Source organism: Micromonospora sp. NPDC050695 (assembly GCF_040654415.1).
Classification (GTDB): domain Bacteria; phylum Actinomycetota; class Actinomycetes; order Mycobacteriales; family Micromonosporaceae; genus Micromonospora.
The window spans coordinates 199,823-216,755 of record NZ_JBFAHZ010000005.1 but is presented as its reverse complement, the minus strand read 5'-3'; the positions used below and the strand labels follow the sequence as shown (position 1 = coordinate 216,755).

Genomic DNA, 16,933 nt, shown 5'->3' with positions numbered 1-16,933 from the left:
GCTGTCTCACAGCCCGGCACGCTGCCATCAGCCACCCTCACCACCAACCCGCCGCGCCGAAACCCGCCCACGATCACCCACGTGCGGAATGCAGGACTAGCCGACCGTCAGCGGGCCGCACGCAGCTCGGCGACCAGGTCCTCGACCGAGGTGACCGGTCGCTGGCAGACGAAGCCCCGGCAGACGTACGCGGCGGACCGCCCGTCGACCAGTGGCCGGTCGGCGAGCAGCGGCACGCCGGGCTGGTCCGGCAGGCCGGCGACCACCACCGCGCCGGGCGGGGCGTGCCGCCGGGCCGCGGCCACCAGAGGGTCGCCGGCCGGGTCGTCGGTCACCACGGCGATCTCGTACGGCCCGGAGAGCAGCGCCTCGCCGGACATGGCGGCATACCCGGTGAACCGGGCGTGCCGCGCGACGATCGGTGCCACCGTGGCCAGCGCCGCCTCGGCCGCCTCCCGGTAGCGGGTCTCCCCGGTCAGGGCCGCGTACGCGACCAGACCGGCCACCAACGCCGACCGACCGGACGGGGTGGCGTTGTCGGTCGGGTCGGCCGGCCGGGTGATCAGCCGCTCCGCGTCATCGGCCGTGTCGTAGTACGCGCCGCCGGAGGCGGCGAAGTGGGCCAGCGCGGCGTCCAGCAGCTGACCGGCCAGGGTGAGCCAGCGGCCCTCGCCGGTGAGCTGGTGCAGCGCGCAGAATGCCTCGGCCACGCAGCCGTAGTCGTCCAGTACGCCGGCCGGCTCGCCGACCTTGCCGTCCCGGGAGACGCGGCGCAGCCGGCCGTCCACCAGGTGCGCGGTCGCCAGGTGCTCGGCCGCGTCACGCATCGCGCCGTCGGCGACGATGGTGACGCCCTCCATCAGGTTGGCGTCCTCGTCCTGCCGCGACGCGTACAGCCCGGCGACCTGGAGGAACTCGGCGATGGCGGTGATCGCCAGGCCGTTCCAGGCGGCCACCACCTTGTCGTCGCGAGCCGGCTGGGGGCGGGTGTCGCGGGCCGCGAGCAGCTGCCCCACCACCTGCTGCCAGCGGGCCCGAATCTCGGGTGCGACGTCGTCGACGTCCCGGGCGAGCCGCAGCACGCTCATGCCGTGTTCGAAGGTGCCCGCCTCGGTCACGGTGAACAGGTCGGCGGCGAAGCGGCCGTCGTCCTCGCCCAGCGCCTCGACGAGCTGGGCGGGCGTCCAGGCGTAGGTGAGACCCTCGACGCCCTCGGTGTCGGCGTCCAGCGCCGACGCGAAGCCCTCGCCCGGCCGGTGCAGCTCGTCGGCCAGGAACCGGGCGGTGTCCCGGGCGATCCGGCGGGCCAGCGGGTCGCCGGTGAGCCGCCACAGCTGCGTGTAGACGCGCAGCAGCAGCGCGTTGTCGTAGAGCATCTTCTCGAAGTGCGGCACCGTCCAGTGCGCGTCCACCGAGTACCGGGCGAAGCCGCCGGCGAGCTGGTCGTAGATGCCGCCCCGGGCCATCGCCTCGGCGGTGTGTCGGACGATCTCCAGGCTGCGCGGGTCGGCCGTGCGCTGGTGGTGGCGCAGCAGGAAGAGCAGGTTCATGTGCGGCGGGAACTTCGGTGCGCCCCCGAAGCCGCCGTTCGTCGCGTCGTACTCGCCGGCCAGCCCGGCCGCCGCGGCGTCGAGCAGCGTGGCGTCCAGCGGCGCGGTGGGGCCGCCCACGGCCTGCGCGCCGCCGATCGCCTCGACCACGGCGGCGCCCTGGCGCAGCACCTCCTCGCGCTGGTCGGTCCAGGCGGTGGTGACCGACTGGAGCAGCCGGACGAAGTTGGCGCGGGGGAAGTAGGTGCCGCAGAAGAACGGGGTGCCGTCGGGGGCGGCGAAGACCGTCATCGGCCAGCCGCCCTGGCCGGTCATCGCCTGCGTGGCGGTCATGTAGACCGCGTCCACGTCCGGGCGCTCCTCGCGGTCCACCTTGATCGACACGAAGCCGTCGTTCATGAGGGCGGCGACCTGCTCGTTCTCGAACGACTCGTGTGCCATCACGTGACACCAGTGGCAGGCGGCGTAGCCCACCGAAATGATCACCGGGACATCGCGCCGTTTCGCCTCGGCGAACGCCTCGTCGCACCAGGGCCACCAGTCGACCGGGTTGTCGGCGTGCTGGAGCAGGTACGGACTGGTGGCGTCGACGAGTCGGTTCACCCGACGACCATAACCAGCGCCGCCGGGTCCCGCCCGGCGGTCACCCGGCCCGGGCCGCGTGGGCCCGGGCCGGTCGCGGATCAGCCGCGCCGCACCTTGACCCGGGCGGTGTCCGTGTCAGCCACGAAGACGTCGTACGTGGTGTCGTAGGAGGTGGCGTTGGCGGTCACCTCGACGTCGCCCTTACGGAACGGGGTCTCGCTGAACGAGGGCGAACTCGACGTCCAGGCGATCGGGGTGCCCGGCGTGCAGGCCACCTCCGCCCGGACCAGACCCTCGGCGCGCCTGCCGTGCCACGTCTGGGTCAGGCCACCCTCCACGTACACGGTGGCCGGCGCCGTGCAGGTCACCGTGCCGTGCACCGTCACCTCGTCGGTCCCCGGGTCGATCGTGCCCGACGTGGCCACCTCCACGTCGACGGCGAGCACCGGCGGCGCGGGCGGGAAGGCGACGTGCACCTCGCCCCGGGCCGAGCCCGTCGAGTAGTTGCAGCGCTGCTCGAACGTGGCGTCGAACCGCTCCAGGTAGTCGTGTGGACCCCAGGAGATGTCGGTGACGGTGAACGATCCGGTCTGCCCGAACGGACAGATCCGGTCGTCGCCGGTCAGGGCGATGCCGGGCAGCGGGCTCTCGTAGAGGTATTCGGTGGCGCCGGTGTAGGTGCCCACGGTCAGCGGCTGGCCGACCGGCGCGCTCAGCTCGATCGTCCAGGGGCCGGCGGGTGGGTCGAAGACCTGGACGGTGAGGTGGTTCGGCGTGCCCCAGACGTTGAAGCCGTCCCCGGAGGCCGTGGCGAACGACAAGCTGCCGCCCTCGGTGATCGGGTCGTCCGGATCGCCGGTGACCGTCAGCGAGGCGGACTGCGGCGCCTTGGCCTGTGCGGGTGCGGCGACGGCCAGCGTGCCGAACGCCGCGACGGCCAGCGCGAGCCCCACGGCGAGCAGAGGTCGTTTCCCGGAGAGTCGCATGGTGTCCCTTCGAGAGGAGGACAACGCAGACCGATACATCCGCGCTGCTCGATCGACTCTAGGGCCTCACCAGGCGGGCCGCCGCCGTCCGAAACCGATCAGCGGGGGCGGTCAGGACGCGCCGTCGGCGCGCAGCCGGAAGACGTTCGACTCGGCCGAGTCGCGCAGCGACCCCAGCACCGCGCCGATCTTGTCCGCCGGCATCGGCTTGAAGAAGTGGTAACCCTGCGCGGAGGTGCAGCCCAGCTCGGCCAGCGCCATCCGCTGCTCGGCGGTCTCCACCCCCTCGGCGACCACCCGCAACCCCAGCTCGTGAGCGAGGCCCACGGTGGTCCGTACGATCGCCGCCGCCTCCGGCGAGTCGGCCATCCGGATCACGAACGAGCGGTCGACCTTCAACTCGTCCACCGCGATCCGGGTGAGGAAGGTCAGCGACGAGAAGCCGGTGCCGAAGTCGTCCACGGCGAGCTGCACACCCATCGACCGGAGGGTGGCCAACACCTCGTCGATGATCTCCAGCTCGCTCATCACCACCGTCTCGGTGATCTCCAGGACGAGTCGGCGCGGCGGCACCTGGTGGCGGCGCAACGCGTCGGCGATCTCCGCCGGCAGCCGGGGGTCGAGCAGGCTACGTGCCGACAGGTTGACCGAGATCGGGACGTCCAGCCCCTCCCGTGCCCATTCGGCGGCCACACCGAGCGCCTTGTCCAGCACGTACCGGGTGAAGGTGCCGAGCTGCTCGCTGTTCTCCACCGGGCGGATGAAGTCGGCCGGGCTCAGCCAGCCGCGCCGGGGGTGCCGCCAGCGAATCAGCGCCTCCACCCCGGTGGGCGCGCCGGTGGCCAGGTCGACCGCCGGCTGCAACGCCAACACCAGCTGGTCGTCGACCTTCAGCGCCTCGCGCAGCTCGGCGAGGAGGGCGAGCTGGTCGGTGCTGGCCGCGTCCCGGCTGCCGTCGTACGCGGCGACGTTGCCGCCGCCCTCCTTGGCCTGGTACATCGCGATGTCGGCCCGGCGCAGCAGCTCGGTCAGGTCGGCGGTGCCGGCGTCGGCCACCACCACGCCGACGGACACCTCGATCGACATCCGCACCCCGGCCACCTCGGTCGGGGCCGCCAGCCGTTCGGCGATCTCCCGGGCCTGCCGCAGCGCGTGCGCCAGCGGGGCGGCCCGGTCGCCGAGCACCGGGGCGGAGGTGAGCAGCAACGCGAACTCGTCGCCACCGAGCCGGCCGAGCAGGTCGCCGGGGCGGGCCATCGCGCTGAGCCGGTTCGCGGTCAGCCGCAGCAGCTGATCGCCGGCGGCGTGCCCGAGGGTGTCGTTCACTTCCTTGAACTGGTTGATGTCCAGCAGCAGCAGCGCCACCGGATGGTCGTGCGCGAGCTGACGCAACGACTGGTCGCCCTTGCCGAGCATGGCCGCCCGGTTGGCCAGCCCGGTGAGCGGGTCGTGCACCGCCTCGTACGACGACCGCGCGGTGACGAGCCGAAGCTCACGGTGGGTCGCGGCGTCGTGCAGCGCCGCGGCGAGCGCGTCACCGAACGCGGCCACGGCGTCGCGTTCCCGGTTGCTGGGCGGGGCGGAGCGGGGGAACCGGACCCGCAGCCGACCGACCGGCGCGGCGCCGACGGAGAGGGCGCGGACCAGCTCGTGCTCGTCCGGCTCCGACAGGTCCGGTGGGCCCACCTCCCGGTCGACCAGTTGGCCGCCCGCATCACCCCGGTAGCGGCGCCAGCGGCCGTCGGCCCGCGCCACGTCGACATCCACCAGCTCTGCGTTGAACAGCGCCAGCGCGCCGGTCACCGCCGCGCTGGCCGCGCCCCGCTCGTCGAGCTGGTTGAGGGCCGCGGTGGCCTCGGCGAAGGCCCGCCACGTCCGGCGTTCCTGGTCGGCGCGCAGACGGTAACGGTAGGTCTGCTGAAGCAGCCAGAGCAGCGGCGGAAGGAGCAACAACCAGCGCGGGTCCAGCTCCAACAGCGCGACCACCACCAGGCCGACCGCCAGGTTGCCGACGAACATCAGCAGTTTGCCGCGCAGCGCCGCCAGCAGGGGCGGACCGATCGGCAGACCGTGCCGCAGACCCACCGTCACGCCACCGAGCCAGGCGGTCACCAGCAGGTAGGTCACCGACCCGGCGATCACGGCCAGCGCCAGCATCGGGGTGGGCGCGGCGAGCAGCGGCTGCCCCAGCGCGGTGGCCACGGACACCGCCAGCGCCGTGGCGGCGGCCAGCGACGCCGCGATCCGGACGATCTCCAGCGCGGGACGACGGTCGTTGTGCAGCGACAGCACCGTCCAGGACAGCCCTGCGCCGAGCAGGGTGGCCGATGGCAGCCAGCCGGCGGGCGCGAGGTAGAGGCAGACGATCAACGCCGCCTCGCCCCAGGTGATGCTGACCATGCCGGCGGGCGAACGGAACCGCAGCCGGGCGAGCTGGGCGATGGCGATGACGGCGACGACGATGCCGAAGCGGGCCGGACCGCCGAGCGGGTCGTCGGGCGGCAGGCTGGCCGGGAGGGTCAACCCCACGGTGGCGGCGGCGAGGGCGGTCAGCGTCAGCGCGGCGGTGAGGACGAGCAGCCGTGCCGGCGTACCCCGCACCCCGAGCCGGTCGAACGGGTCGCCGGCCGGGCCGGAGGTCATCGACCTTCCCCGTCAGCCGACCGGGCGACGGTACGACGGGCGGCCGGTGCTGTGACTGTCATCGGCGCCCCCTCCCGCGCATGGCTCGGGGACTTTTGGTCCCCCCGGCGGAAGGCTAAGCCAAACCGGGTGGTCGCAACAGGGGGCGACCACCCGGTTCGGCGTGAATCATGCGGGGACTACCCGTTCCGCTGCTGCTGGTGCCCGTTGGGAGCGGGCGTGGATGAATCGCCGCCCGCGGTCCCGTCTGTCGGATCAGCGACTGCCGAATCGACCCTGGTCGGGTCGGCCGGCCGCCCCTGCGGGGGGAACCGGTCAGGCAACCGACGCAGCCGGGCGTTCATGTTGCGGATCAGCAGGATGGTCGCGGTGGCCAGCAGCAGGATGAGGAAGAGGCCCATCGGGCCGGCCAGCCCGCCCGTGCGGGTGTCCCCGAAGTTGTTCTCCGCGAGCACCTGGGCAGCGGTCAGCATGGCGTTCCTCCGATGTGCGGTTGGTTATCAGGGTAGCGCCGCCGGGAATCAGCGCGCGTGCACCGTCTCCCGCACACCGGCGAAAAGGTCGGACTCGGGCATCGGGCTGTCCACCATCGATCGGGCCAGCTCGTAGTCCTCGGTCGGCCAGGCACGCTGTTGCAGCTCCATCGGGACGTGGAACCAGAACCCGTCCGGGTCGACCTGGGTGGCGTGGGCACGCAACGCGTCGTCGCGGACCGGGAAGTACTCGGCGCACTCGACCCGCGTGGTGATCCGGGGGCCCTTGTCCGGGCGGTCCTCCCAGCGCGTGAGCCACTCCTCGTACGGCGACTCCTTGCCGGCGGCGAGCATGCCCTCGTGCAAAGCCATGATCTTGGCCTTGGAGAAGCCGATGTCGTAGTAGAGCTTCAACGGCTGCCACGGGGCACCCAGCTCCGGGTACCGCTCCGGGTCGCCGGCGGCCTCGAACGCGGCCACGCTCACCTTGTGACACATGATGTGGTCGGGGTGCGGGTAGCCACCCTCCTCGTCGTACGTGGTCACCACGTGCGGACGGAACTCGCGCATCAGCCGCACCAGCGGACCGGCGGCCACCTCGACGTCCTGGAGGGCGAAGCAGCCCTCCGGCAGTGGCGGCAGCGGGTCGCCCTCGGGCAGCCCGGAGTCGACGAAGCCGAGCCAGGCCTGCTCGACGCCGAGGATCGCCCGCGCGGCGTCCATCTCGGCGCGCCGGATGTCGGCGATGTTGGCCCACACGTCGGGCCGGTCGAGCTTGGGGTTGAGCACGCTGCCGCGCTCACCGCCGGTGCACGTCACCACCAGGACGTCCACCCCCTCGGCGACGTACTTTGCCGTGGTCGCCGCACCCTTGCTCGACTCGTCGTCCGGGTGCGCGTGGACGGCCATGAGACGCAGTTGCTCTGCCAACTTCGGCGCTCCTCGTCTGTGCCGGACGGTGGATCCGACCGGACTCAACCGGCGTGACCTGCCGGGGATCCTCCGCACCCCGCCACCGGTAGCACCGCGCGGGGCCCGACCTGCCATTCCTGCGGCTGCGCCGGGCTGGGAAGATGGACTCTGTCATTCTTGCCGATGCCGCCGACAACAACGCCAGGAGATACCCGCCGGTGACCGAGACGCACGCCACAATTTCACCGGGCGCGCCGGTTTTTCCCGCCGGACGCTACGGCCGCCGCCGGGCACCCGGCGGAAAGACCCGTCGTACGCTGCTGGCCGGCCTGGTGCTTCTGGTGCTGGTGACCGCGCTGACGCTGATCTCGTTCCGGCTCTACCGGCAGTACGGCGATCCGGCGTACGACGCCCAGGTGATCACGTCCACCGACATCACGGACAGCCAGGTGCTGGTCGACTTCCGGGTGACCGTGCCGCCGGGCGGATCGGCGGTGTGCGTGCTGCGCGCCCGGGACCGCGCCGGGGTCGAGGTGGCCCGCGAGGAGATCACGGTGACCGCGGCCGCCGGCGATCGGCACGTCACCACCCGGCACCGCCTCGCCACCACCGCGCGGCCGTTCATCGGCGAGGTACTGCGCTGCCGACCCCCCGCCTGAGCTGAGAAAACATCTCCCTCAGCGGGTGTCTGGGGCCGACTACCTCCGGCGCTCGGTACGGACACCGGTGGTGATGGCCGACACGCTGTGTCGTACTGCACTGGTAACTTGGTAATTCACCTGTCAGCCAGCCACGCACAACTGAGGAGACCGCCTGTGTCCACTGGCAACGAGGCGCCCGCCACCTGGCTGTCCCAGGACGCGTACGACCGCCTCCAGGCCGAGCTCGACGAGCACATCGCCAACCGCCCGGCGATCGCAGCCGAGATCAACGCCCGGCGCGAGGAGGGCGACCTGCGGGAGAACGGCGGCTACCACGCCGCCCGCGAGGAGCAGGGCAAGGCCGAGGGTCGCATCCGCTACCTCCAGGAGCTGCTGCGTACCGCCAAGGTCGGCGAGGCGCCGACGGCGGACGCGGTGTCGCCCGGCATGGTCGTGACGATCTACTTCGACGACGACACCGACGACACCGAGACGTTCCTGCTGGGCTCCCGAGAGATCGCGGCCACCACCGACCTGACCGTCTACAGCCCCGAGTCCGCGCTCGGCAAGGCGATCCTGGGCGGCCGGGCCGGGCAGACCTGCACCTACACGGCGCCCAGCGGCGCCGACATCAAGGTGACCGTGGTCAGCTTCGAGCCGTTCTCCGGCTAGTCGTCGCCGGCTCCACCGCACGATCAGACGCGCATCCGAGGCGTGGCACCCGTTGGTGTCACGCCTCGGCGGCGAACACCACCTGGTAGCCGCTGGCCCGCAGTGCGCTGATGAGCGTGTCCGAGTGCTCCACACCCCGGGTCTCCACCGACAGCGCCACCTCCACCTCGCCGAGGCTCAGGTGCGGGTTGGCCCGCTGGTGCTCCACGTCGACCACGTTCGCCCGGTGCTCGGCGATCTGGCTGAGCAGCGAGGCCAACTGTCCCGGTCGGTCCGAGCAGCGCACCGTCACCCGCAGGTAGCGTCCCGCCGCCGCCAGACCGTGCTCGATCACACGCATCATCAGCAGCGGGTCGATGTTGCCGCCGGACAGCACGGCGACCACCGGTGTCTCCACCTGCACCACACCGGCCAGCAGCGCGGCCACGCCGACCGCGCCGGCCGGCTCGACCACCTGCTTGCCCCGCTCCAACAACATCAGCAGCGCCCGGGAGATGTCCTCCTCGGAGACCGTGACGACCTCGTCGACCAGCTTGCGGACGTGGTTGAAGGTGATCACCCCGGGACGGCCGACCGCGATGCCGTCCGCGATGGTGGCGAAGGCGGGCAGCCGGACCGGCTCCCCGGCCGCCAGGGAGGGCGGGAAGGCCGCCGCACCGGCCGCCTGCACCCCGATGATCCGGATGTCCGGCCGCAGCGCCTTGGCCGCCACCGCCATGCCTGAGATCAGTCCGCCGCCACCCACCCCGGTGATGATGGTCCGCACGTCCGGGCACTGTTCGAGGATCTCCAGCGCCACCGTGCCCTGCCCGGCGATCACGTCCGGGTGGTCGAACGGGTGGATCAGCACCGCTCCGGTGCGCTCGGCGTACGTCTGAGCGGCGACCAGCGCCTCGTCGACGGTGTTGCCGGCCAACTCGACCTGCGCGCCGTACCTCTTGGTGGCGGCGACCTTCGGCAGCGGCGCGTTGACCGGCATGAAGACCGTCGCGTGCGTGCCGACCAGGCCGGCCGCGAGAGCCACGCCCTGGGCGTGGTTACCGGCGCTCGCCGCGACGACGCCGCGTTCCCGCTCCTGGGCCGACAACCGGGAGATCCGCACGTACGCGCCGCGCACCTTGTACGAGCCGGCGCGCTGGACGTTCTCGCACTTGAGCCAGGTCGGCCCGCCCAGCGCCGCGCTCAACGGCCGGGAGGGCTCCAGCGGGGTGGTCCGGATGACGCCGTCGAGCAGTTTCCGCGCAGCCCGCACGTCGTCGAGGCCGACCAGTTCCGTCATGCCCCGATCGTGCCACCCGCCTCCGGCGGCCCCGGCGGCGACACCGGGCCCGGCTGAGCCGCTGGCGAGACCTGGACCACCGGGCCCGGCTGGGCCACCGCCGACACGTGAACAGCCGTCGAGACCTGAGCCACCGGCGAGACCTGGGCCGGCGGCCAGACCGGGGCGGTCGGCCACGCCGGCAGGGCGCGGGCGATGCGGGCCTCCTGCGCGGCGGAGATCCGCTGGATCAGCATGATCAACGTCACCGCGGCGATCACACAGGCCACCGCGGGCACGGCGTTGCGCAGCATGGAGTCGCGGTAGTAGTCGACGTACGCCTGATAGCCACCGTCGGTGAACGGGATCTCCGGCAGCCTCTCGTAGGCCCGACGGTCGAGGAGATCGACCATCCGTTCACCGACGCTGAACACCAGCCAGGCGCTCCACCAGACGGCCACCAGGGCCGGGGTGAACCGCCGCCACAGGCTGTCCCGCGCCACGTTGGCCACCACCCGGGCCGGCACCGCGAGGTTCGCGAACGGCACCAGCCAGCCGGCGATCGCCCAGCCGGCCCCCAGCGTCGGCAGCGCGCCCGGGAACGCGTCGGTGTTCTTGCGCGCCCGCCAGGTCCAGATGATGACCAGGACGCCGGCCGTGACGTACGCCACCGCCATCGGGATGGCGAGCACCCCTTGGACGATCAACGCGCCGAGCAGCAGGTCCCGGTCGTCGTCGGCCCGGGCCTGCCGGGCCAGGACCATCCCGACCAGCGGCGAGAGCGCCACCACCAGGTAGAACACGGCGGTCACGCCGACCGCGAGGGACGCCGCGAGCCCTATCCCGCGGACCCGGTAGGTCGGTAGGCCGGGAGTGACGGCGGGCTGGCCGAGCGGCGTGTGGCAGCGCGGGCAGTCATTGTTTTCGGGGGACGTGGCGTCCCCGCAGCTCTGGCAGCGCATTGGTGTCCCCCGGTCAGCGCGACGATGCGCGCACACCGTAGACGATCATGCAGCGGCCGGCGACCCCGTTCCGACCCGGGGATAGCCGGGGGCGTGACGCGCCCACGGAGCGGCCATCTCGAACTGACCCGCCACGCCGAGCAGCAGCAGCTCCGAGCCGGGCGGGCCGACCAACTGCACGGCCACCGGCAGGCCGTCCGGGCGGCGACCCACCGGCACGACGATCGCCGGCAGGCCGGCGATGTTCCACGGCGCCGCGTACGGGGCGTAGCGGATGCTGGCCGTCATGTTCGCCCGCCACGGCCGGTCTGACCACCGCGCGGCCTCCGGCGGAGCGGTGGCCAGCGCCGGGGTGAGCAGCAGGTCGACCGAGTGGTCGGTGAAGAAGTCGGTGGACCGCTGCCGCCAGGCGGCCCGGTCGGCCTCCCGGACGTACCCGCGACGCTGCGCCCACTCGCCCAACGCGACGTGTCGACGGCTGCGCCGTTGCAGGCCGCGCCGGTCCAGACCGGAGGCCCGCACATCGGCAGCGGCGGCGGCGAACCAGGTGGCGATGCCCTGCAGGCCGAGCGCGGTGGGGTAGACCGGATCGGCCGGTACGGTGTCGTGCCCGGCGGCGGCGAGCAGCCGGCCGGCAGCGGCGACCGCGTCGCGGTTGGGCCCGTCCGGTGCGACGCCACGCACCGGCGACCGCAGCGAGACACCCACGCGCAGTCGCTGCGGGGGGACCAGCTTCTCCTGCCGCCGCCCGGCGAGCACCGAGAAGCCGACCGCGGCGTCGGCGACCGTGCTGGTCAGCATGCCGTGCTCGGTGAGACCGAACCAGTCGTCCGCGCCGAGCTGGCAGGGGACCACGCCCCGACCCGGCTTCAGCCCGACCAGCCCGCAGCAGGCGGCGGGGATCCGGATCGAACCGAGACCGTCGTTGCCGTGCGCGATCGGCACCAGCCCGGCGGCCACCGCGGCGGCCGCGCCGCCGGAGGAACCGCCAGGGGTACGCGAGCTGTCCCACGGATTGCGGGTCACCGCGCTGTCGTCGTCGGTGAGTGCCCACAGGCCCAGCTCGGGCATCCGGGTCACGCCCAGGATCACCGCGCCGGCGCCGCGTAGCCGGCGGACCACCTCGTGGTCGGCCTCCGCGACGTCGGTACGGACTGCGGCCGACCCGTTCCAGGTGGGCAGGCCGGCGACCGGAGTGTTCTCCTTCACCGCCACCGGCACCCCGGCGAGGGGCAGGTTGGCCAGGTCCTCCTGCTCGTCGACCTTCTCCGCCTCGGTGATCGCCTCGCCGCCGCGAACGGCGCGGAACGCGGCCAGTTCGCGGTCGGCGGCAGCGATGTACTCGAGGTGGTCGGCGACGACCTGAGTGGCCGAGACGTCGCCCCGGCGCACCCCCCGGGCGATCTGCTTGGCGGTCGCCCCGACCCAGGTCGCCATGATGTCCTGCACGGCCATCCTCCCCAGCGGTCAACCCAGTGCCTGCTCCAGATCGGCGAGCAGGTCGTCGACCGTCTCGATGCCGACAGACAGTCGCACGAGATCGCCGGGAACTTCAAGCGGCGAGCCGGCAGCACTTGCGTGTGTCATCCGGCCGGGGTGCTCGATCAGGGATTCCACTCCGCCGAGCGATTCGGCGAGCACGAAGAGCTTCGTGCGGTTGCAGATCTCCACGGCGTGGTCCTCGCCGCCGGACGCCCGGAACGAGATCATGCCGCCGAAGCGGCGCATCTGCTTGGCGGCCACCTCGTGACCGGGGTGCGAGGGCAGCCCCGGGTAGATCACCTCGGCCACCTTGGCGTGCCCGTCGAGGTAGCCGGCGAGCCGCTCGGCGTTGTCGCAGTGCCGGTCCATCCGTACCCCGAGGGTCTTGATGCCGCGCAGGGTGAGCCAGGCGTCGAACGGGCCGTTGATCGCGCCCATCGCGTTCTGGTGGTAGCGCAGCTCCTCGCCGAGCGCGGCGTCGGCGACGACGAGTGCGCCGCCGACCACGTCGGAGTGCCCGCCGATGTACTTGGTGGTGGAGTGCACGACCACGTCCGCGCCGTACGCGATCGGCTGCTGGAGGTACGGCGAGGCGAAGGTGTTGTCGACCACCAGCAGCGCGCCCGCGTCGTGCGCGACACCGGCCAGGGCGGCGATGTCGGCGATGCCGAGCAACGGGTTGGTCGGCGTCTCCACCCAGACGATCTTCGTACGGCCGGGCTGCACGGCGGCCCGGATCGCGGCCGGGTCGGAGACCTTGGCCGGGGTGAACTCCAGGCCCCAGCGCCGGGCGACCCGGGCGAAGAGCCGGTAGGTGCCGCCGTACGCGTCGTCCGGGATGATCACGTGGTCGCCCGGCTGGCAGACGGCCCGCAGCAGGGCGTCCTCGGCCGCCAGGCCGCTGGCGAAGGCGAGCCCGACCGGGCCACCCTCCAGCGCCGCCAGGCACTCCTGCAGGGCGTCGCGGGTCGGGTTGCCGGAGCGGCTGTACTCGTAGCCGAGCCGGGGCGCGCCGACGGCGTCCTGGGCGTACGTGCTGGTCTGATAGATCGGTGGAATCACCGCGCCGGTGCGGGCCTCAGGGTCCTGACCGGCGTGGATAGCGAGCGTCTCGAAGCCGTGACTCATTCTGGTGAGGCTAGTGCCCCGCTCGGCGGGCCGGGGCGGAGCCGGGCAGGCGGCATAGCCTGGACCGATGAGCGGGTGCGTGTTCTGCGAAATCGTGGCGGGTACGGTGCCGGCGTTCCGGGTCGCCGACGAGCCGGACGGGGTGGCTTTCCTGGACACCCGGCCGGTGTTCAAGGGGCACGTGCTGGTGGTCCCCCGGGTCCACCTGGTCACCCTGGCCGAACTGCCGGCCGACCTGCTGCCGGGCTACTTCGCGCTGGTTCGGCGGATGGCCGTGGCGGTCCAGACCGGTCTGGGGGCCGGCGGGACGTTCGTCGCGATGAACAACACGGTGTCCCAATCGGTGCCGCACCTGCACACCCACGTGGTACCGCGGACCAGGGGCGACGGGCTGCGCGGCTTCTTCTGGCCGCGTACCCGTTATGCCGACGACGCCGAGGCCCGCGCCCACGCCGACCGGGTGGCCGCCGCCCTCCCGGCAGGGGCCTGAGTCACACTGGCGCGGGTAAGGAAGGAAGGCCCACCGGTGTTACACGCTGGGAGAGGTATGAGAGGAGTCCCACCGTGTTCCTGCGCCGTATGAACGCCGAGATGGTCGCGCCCGACCAGGCTCTGCCCGGCCGCCCGATCGCCATGCCGGTCGCCGACCGGCACGAGGTCCTGGGCACCCCGCTCAAGGGCCCGTTCCCGGAGGGCCTGCAGGTCGCCGTCTTCGGCATGGGCTGTTTCTGGGGCGCCGAGCGGCTGTTCTGGACGCTGCCCGGCGTCTACACCACCTCCGCCGGCTACGCCGGTGGCATCACCAAGAACCCGACGTACGAGGAGACGTGTTCCGGCCGCACCGGGCACGCCGAGGTCGTCCAGGTGGTGTACGACCCCAGCAAGATCAACTATGAGGACCTGCTGAAGGTCTTCTGGGAGAACCACGACCCCACCCAGGGCATGCGCCAGGGCAACGACGTGGGCACCCAGTACCGCTCGGCGATCTACACGACCACCGACGAGCAGCGGACCATTGCGGAGTCGTCCCGGGACGCGTTCCAGCCGATCGTGACGCGGGCCGGCAAGGGTGAGATCACCACCGAGATCGCCCCGCTCGGCAGCTACTACTTCGCCGAGGACTACCACCAGCAGTACCTGGCACCCACGAAGAACCCGAACGGGTACTGCAACCACGGTCCGAACGGCCTGAGCTGCCCGGTCGGCGTGGCGCGCGTCGGCGGCTAGCCGGCGGCGGGCCGGGGGGGGCGGAGCCTGCTACGTCTCAGCGACGTACACGCCCGACCCCGGGACGCCAACCACGATCCCCCGCGCTTCACACCTCGTCGGGAGCCTGCGGCAGGCTCGACTGCCAGCTTTCCGGTTGTGCCATCCTGGCGAGAATCATCCCGCCACCGTTTCCGGTCAGGCGCTCCTCCGGGTTACCGCCTTGGGGGCCGCACCGGGGTCGGTTCCACCCACGCGGGGAGCCTGTGTCGATGACTGGTCCCCGGAGGCGGGGGGTGTCGGCGTTTGCCGGAACCCAGGGCTGGACAGACGCGACATGTTCGCGTCGAACTCCTGCCGACCGCCGTACCCGCTATCGGGCGACGCGCGCGACGGTGACACCGGATGAGTGCTGGCGGAATTCCCCACGCGCTGACGCCATGCCTCGATGCCGGGAGCACGGCGCCGACCCACGAGCTGGCATGGGCGGGGTGATCGTCGCAGCTGGCGCTACAGCCGACCTCCAGCGCGACGCAACGCCCGGCTGCCGCACGACCTCGAGGGCCGCCACCGACAGGTGGCCGGGCATTCCCGTTCGGCCCTGTGATCGAAATCCGTTGCCGAGCCCCGCGAGGACTCGATAACGTGGCCGTACACGCGAAAGGAGGTGGTCCAGACTTGTATAGCAATCGGACTCGTGAGGTGGCTGTCCGCTAGCCGCTGTCCTCGACAGTGATCGGTCCGCCGACAGGCGGGCACCAGCACCATCGTCGGGACCGTGTGGCAGCGGTGCGGCGAATTCCAGACAGCCACCCGACCCCCGGGGTGCCGGCCCAGTCCAGCCGGCCCGCGCGACAGCGCGGAGCGCCCCGGGGGTCGCTTCATATCCGGAGGACCGGCGATGTCGATGCGCGAACTGGTGGTGCTGGGGACGGCCAGCCAGGCGCCGACCCGGCAGCGCAACCACAACGGGTACGTGCTGCGCTGGGACGACGAGGTGATCCTCTTCGACCCGGGTGAGGGCACCCAGCGCCAGTTCCTGCACACCACGGTCACGGCCACCGACCTGACCCGGATCTGCGTCACCCACTTCCACGGCGACCACTGCCTGGGCCTGCCCGGCACCATCCAGCGACTCTCCCTGGACCGGGTGGCGCATCCGGTTGCCGTGCACTTCCCGGCCGGTGGCGCCGAGTACTTCGCCCGGCTGCGGCACGCCACCTCGTTCTACGAGACCGCCGAGCTGGCGGTGACCCCGATCGAGACCGACGGGCAGCGCATCGCGCTGGGCTGCGGCCTCCTGGAGGCACGCCGGCTACGGCACCCCATCGAGACGTACGGGTACCGGCTCGTCGAGCCGGACGGGCACCGGATGCTGCCGGAGAGGCTGGCCGCGTACGGCATTGCCGGGCCGGCCGTCGGCGAGCTGATCCGCGTGGGGCACCTCGACCTCGACGGACGCCGCGTCACCCGGGCCGAGGTGAGCGTGCCCCGGCCGGGGCAGCGGTTCGCCTTCGTGATGGACACCGGCCTCTGCGACGGGGTGTACGCCCTCGCCGAGCACGCCGACCTGCTGGTCATCGAGTCGACGTTCCTGGAGTCGGAGGCCGCGTTGGCCGCCGAGGTCGGCCACCTGACCGCGGCGCAGGCCGCCCGGGTGGCGACCGAGTCCGGGGTACGACGGCTGGTGCTCACCCATTTCTCCCAGCGGTACCCCGACCCGCGCCGGTTCCACGACGAGGCGCGCGCCCACTTCGACGGTGACCTGATCATCGCCGAGGATCTGACCACGGTGCAGGTTCCGCCCCGCCGGGTAGCCTCGGCCGAGTGACCGTCACGCTCCGCCCCGCGACCGGTGACGACCTGATGGGGGTGGGTGCGTTGCACCAACGTTCCCGGGTCGCCGCGTACTCCTCGTTCCTGCCGCCCGAGGCGCTGGCCGAGCCGACGGAAGAGGCGATGGGGTGGTTCTGGACCGAGCGGTGGCGCTGGGAACGGGACGTCCACCGGATGACCGTGGCGGAGCGCGCCGGGGCCCTGGTCGGGTTCAGCTACCTGGGCCCGGACGACGAGGGTGGCCCGGCGACCGGGCTGCTCAACGCGCTCCACCTGGACCCGCGCGAGCAGGGCCGGGGCACCGGCCGCGCGCTGATGGTGGACGCCCTGGATGCGATGCGCGCCCAGGGTTGGCGCCGCGCGGTGCTGTGGGTGCTGCGGGACAACGCCCACGCCCGCGCCTTCTACGAGCGCGGCGGCTGGACCCCGACGGGCGCGCAACGCGACGAGTACATCGGCCCCGTCCCAACCCCCCAGCTCCGCTACACCCGCCCCCTGTAGCTCTTCTGCCTCCCGCCCCCACCCTCCCATTCCGTCGATCATGGAGTTGTGGTGGGCGATTAATCCGCTCATGCCGGTCTCATCCGGCACCACAACTC

At 72.4% G+C, this 16,933-nt stretch carries 15 protein-coding genes; 6 read left to right on the top strand and 9 right to left on the bottom strand.

Going from position 1 to position 16,933, the window contains the following annotated elements:
* Positions 1-107: 107 nt before the first annotated feature.
* From AB0H52_RS06050 to mca, 5 genes are all read right to left on the bottom strand, one after another.
* The gene (locus tag AB0H52_RS06050) at positions 108-2,153 is read right to left on the bottom strand and encodes a thioredoxin domain-containing protein (RefSeq protein WP_357945534.1); all 2,046 of its coding nucleotides are present in this window, start codon (positions 2,151-2,153) and stop codon (positions 108-110) included.
* An 80-nt stretch (positions 2,154-2,233) separates the two neighbouring features.
* Positions 2,234-3,121: a hypothetical protein gene (locus AB0H52_RS06045; RefSeq protein WP_151490841.1), complete on the bottom strand. Its 888-nt coding sequence runs from the start codon at positions 3,119-3,121 to the stop codon at positions 2,234-2,236.
* Positions 3,122-3,232: 111 nt separating this feature from the next.
* Positions 3,233-5,764 carry a bifunctional diguanylate cyclase/phosphodiesterase gene (locus AB0H52_RS06040; protein ID WP_151490840.1) on the bottom strand — a complete coding sequence of 844 codons (2,532 nt, stop codon included), beginning with the start codon at positions 5,762-5,764 and terminating at the stop codon, positions 3,233-3,235.
* A gap of 179 nt (positions 5,765-5,943) precedes the next feature.
* Positions 5,944-6,237 (bottom strand): hypothetical protein, encoded by a 294-nt coding sequence (locus tag AB0H52_RS06035; RefSeq protein ID WP_151490839.1) that lies wholly within the window; start codon positions 6,235-6,237, stop codon positions 5,944-5,946.
* Between the two features lie 48 nt (positions 6,238-6,285).
* Positions 6,286-7,167 carry a mycothiol conjugate amidase Mca gene (gene mca, locus AB0H52_RS06030; protein ID WP_151490838.1) on the bottom strand — a complete coding sequence of 294 codons (882 nt, stop codon included), beginning with the start codon at positions 7,165-7,167 and terminating at the stop codon, positions 6,286-6,288.
* A gap of 200 nt (positions 7,168-7,367) precedes the next feature.
* Between mca and AB0H52_RS06025 the strand changes: the two genes are divergently transcribed.
* Entirely contained in the window at positions 7,368-7,808 is a 441-nt protein-coding gene (locus tag AB0H52_RS06025) for a DUF4307 domain-containing protein (RefSeq protein WP_151490847.1), read from the top strand.
* A 156-nt stretch (positions 7,809-7,964) separates the two neighbouring features.
* Positions 7,965-8,462: a transcription elongation factor GreA gene (gene greA, locus AB0H52_RS06020; RefSeq protein WP_151490837.1), complete on the top strand. Its 498-nt coding sequence runs from the start codon at positions 7,965-7,967 to the stop codon at positions 8,460-8,462.
* Between the two features lie 58 nt (positions 8,463-8,520).
* On the opposite strand, the gene ilvA is transcribed toward greA, so the two are convergent.
* The 4 genes from ilvA to AB0H52_RS06000 form a co-directional block, all read right to left on the bottom strand.
* Positions 8,521-9,741: a threonine ammonia-lyase gene (gene ilvA / locus AB0H52_RS06015; RefSeq protein ID WP_151490836.1), complete on the bottom strand. Its 1,221-nt coding sequence runs from the start codon at positions 9,739-9,741 to the stop codon at positions 8,521-8,523.
* Positions 9,738-10,532: a DUF4328 domain-containing protein gene (locus AB0H52_RS06010; protein ID WP_357945528.1), complete on the bottom strand. Its 795-nt coding sequence runs from the start codon at positions 10,530-10,532 to the stop codon at positions 9,738-9,740. Before AB0H52_RS06010 ends, ilvA begins: the two co-directional genes overlap by 4 nt.
* Positions 10,533-10,727: 195 nt before the next feature.
* Positions 10,728-12,137: an amidase family protein gene (locus AB0H52_RS06005; protein WP_151490835.1), complete on the bottom strand. Its 1,410-nt coding sequence runs from the start codon at positions 12,135-12,137 to the stop codon at positions 10,728-10,730.
* A gap of 12 nt (positions 12,138-12,149) precedes the next feature.
* Positions 12,150-13,292, bottom strand: a complete 1,143-nt coding sequence (locus AB0H52_RS06000; protein WP_151490834.1) for a cystathionine gamma-synthase — start codon at positions 13,290-13,292, stop codon at positions 12,150-12,152.
* Positions 13,293-13,359: 67 nt separating this feature from the next.
* On the opposite strand from AB0H52_RS06000, the gene AB0H52_RS05995 reads away from it, so the two are divergent.
* From AB0H52_RS05995 to AB0H52_RS05980, 4 genes are all read left to right on the top strand, one after another.
* Positions 13,360-13,782 carry an HIT family protein gene (locus AB0H52_RS05995; RefSeq protein WP_151490833.1) on the top strand — a complete coding sequence of 141 codons (423 nt, stop codon included), beginning with the start codon at positions 13,360-13,362 and terminating at the stop codon, positions 13,780-13,782.
* Between the two features lie 74 nt (positions 13,783-13,856).
* The gene (gene msrA, locus AB0H52_RS05990; RefSeq protein ID WP_151490832.1) at positions 13,857-14,519 is read left to right on the top strand and encodes a peptide-methionine (S)-S-oxide reductase MsrA; all 663 of its coding nucleotides are present in this window, start codon (positions 13,857-13,859) and stop codon (positions 14,517-14,519) included.
* An 880-nt stretch (positions 14,520-15,399) separates the two neighbouring features.
* On the top strand, positions 15,400-16,329 hold the full coding sequence (locus AB0H52_RS05985; protein ID WP_278124200.1) for a ribonuclease Z: 930 nt from the start codon (positions 15,400-15,402) through the stop codon (positions 16,327-16,329).
* Positions 16,326-16,835 carry a GNAT family N-acetyltransferase gene (locus tag AB0H52_RS05980; RefSeq protein ID WP_357945523.1) on the top strand — a complete coding sequence of 170 codons (510 nt, stop codon included), beginning with the start codon at positions 16,326-16,328 and terminating at the stop codon, positions 16,833-16,835. The genes AB0H52_RS05985 and AB0H52_RS05980 overlap by 4 nt, the downstream gene beginning before the upstream one ends.
* Positions 16,836-16,933 lie beyond the last annotated feature (98 nt).